Source organism: Neisseria sp. P0009.S007 (assembly GCF_051962515.1).
Window position 1 is genome coordinate 1 of record NZ_JBQCVF010000291.1, and the last position, 1,642, is coordinate 1,642.

The 1,642-nt window shown below is 51.9% G+C and carries 2 protein-coding genes; both read left to right on the forward strand.

Translation table 11 applies throughout. From position 1 onward, the window contains the following. A partial coding sequence (gene murD / locus ACTHS3_RS12555; protein WP_440368084.1) for a UDP-N-acetylmuramoyl-L-alanine--D-glutamate ligase occupies window positions 1-822 on the forward strand: 822 nt, incomplete at its 5' end. A gap of 13 nt (window positions 823-835) precedes the next feature. After that, window positions 836-1,396 (forward strand): L,D-transpeptidase family protein, encoded by a 561-nt coding sequence (locus ACTHS3_RS12560; RefSeq protein WP_004518880.1) that lies wholly within the window; start codon window positions 836-838, stop codon window positions 1,394-1,396. The last annotated feature ends 246 nt before the right edge of the window (window positions 1,397-1,642 follow it).

Genomic DNA, 1,642 nt, shown 5'->3' on the forward strand with positions numbered 1-1,642 from the left:
CTGGAAAACACCGAAAGCCTGCGCCCGACTGCGGCGACGGTGCTGAACATTTCCGAAGACCATCTCGACCGCTACGACGATTTGCTCGACTACGCGCATACCAAAGCCAAGATTTTCCGTGGCGATGGCGTGCAGGTTTTGAATGCAGACGATGCGTTCTGCCGTGCGATGAAGCGTGCCGGGCGCGAGGTGAAATGGTTTTCGTTGGAACATAAAGCCGATTTTTGGTTGGAACGTGAGACAGGATGCCTGAAACAAGGCAATGAGGACTTGATTGCCACGCAAGACATTCCGTTGCAAGGTCTGCACAACGCCGCCAACGTTATGGCTGCCATCGCCTTGTGCGAAGCGGTCGGTTTGCCGCGCGAAGCATTGCTCGAACATGTTAAAACCTTCCAAGGCCTGCCGCACCGCGTGGAAAAAATCGGCGAGAAAAACGGCGTGGTGTTTATCGACGACAGCAAAGGCACGAACGTCGGTGCGACTGCCGCCGCGATTGCCGGTTTGCAAAATCCGCTCTTTGTAATTTTGGGCGGCATGGGCAAAGGGCAGGACTTCACGCCTCTGCGCGACGCGCTTGCCGGCAAGGCAAAAGGCGTGTTCCTGATCGGTGTCGATGCGCCGCAAATCCGTCGCGATTTGGACGGCTGCGGTCTGAATATGATCGACTGCGCCACTTTGGAAGAAGCGGTGCAGAAGGCATACGCCCAAGCCGAAGCGGGCGATATCGTGTTGCTCAGCCCAGCTTGTGCGAGCTTCGATATGTTTAAAGGCTATGCACACCGTTCGGAAGTGTTTATTGAAGTGTTCAAAGCTTTGTAAGGCCGTCTGAAAGATGAAAGTTGGGTTGAAGATCGGCTTGGCGGTAGCTATGCTTTCGGCTGTCGCCGCTTTAGTATTTTGGTTTGCCGCGCCGATTCGTTCCACGACAACCGTAGCCACGCCAAGCGAAGCGGCGTTGCCTGAAAATGCCGTTATCGACAGGTTGGTTGTGCATAAAAGCAAGCGCACCATGTCGGCGTACTCGCAAGGCAGGTTGCTGAAAACCTATCCCATTTCGTTGGGCAAGCAACCGGTCGGGCATAAACAGTTTGAAGGCGACGGCAAAACGCCTGAAGGAAAATACCGCATCAATGAGCGTAATCCCAATAGCGGCTACCATAAAAACCTCGGTGTTTCCTATCCCAACGAAGCCGATAAAGCCTACGCTGCGGCACAAGGCAAAAGCCCGGGCGGGTTGATTAAAATCCACGGCATGAAAAACGGCTGGGGTTTTATCGGTAAAAAACACCTGCAAAAAGACTGGACCAACGGCTGCATCGCGGTAACAGACGAAGAAGTCGACGAACTCTACCGCAGCGTAAAACACAACGCGGAAATTGAGATTCTGCCGTAGGTTTTATGCCTGTTGAAGTGATGGGGCGGTTGTAACGGGTAGTCGATTGCTTATCATGCCGTCTGAAAAGCTCGACAGGGCAGGGGACTTGATACTGGGATTTTTATCTAAAATAAGCCGCCAATCCTTTCTAAGGATAGGTCAACACGCTTTCTCTTTTTTGAACCGTAGATTCTGAATTGTTGGTTTGGAAATAAACCTTTAAAATAACGTTAATTCATTTTTTCAGACGGCCTCTTGCCCATT

Coding starts and splice junctions, on each gene's coding strand:
- ACTHS3_RS12560 (WP_004518880.1), top strand. CDS start 836: ATGAAAGTTGGGTTGAAGATCGGCTTGGCGGTAGCTATGCTTTCGGCT.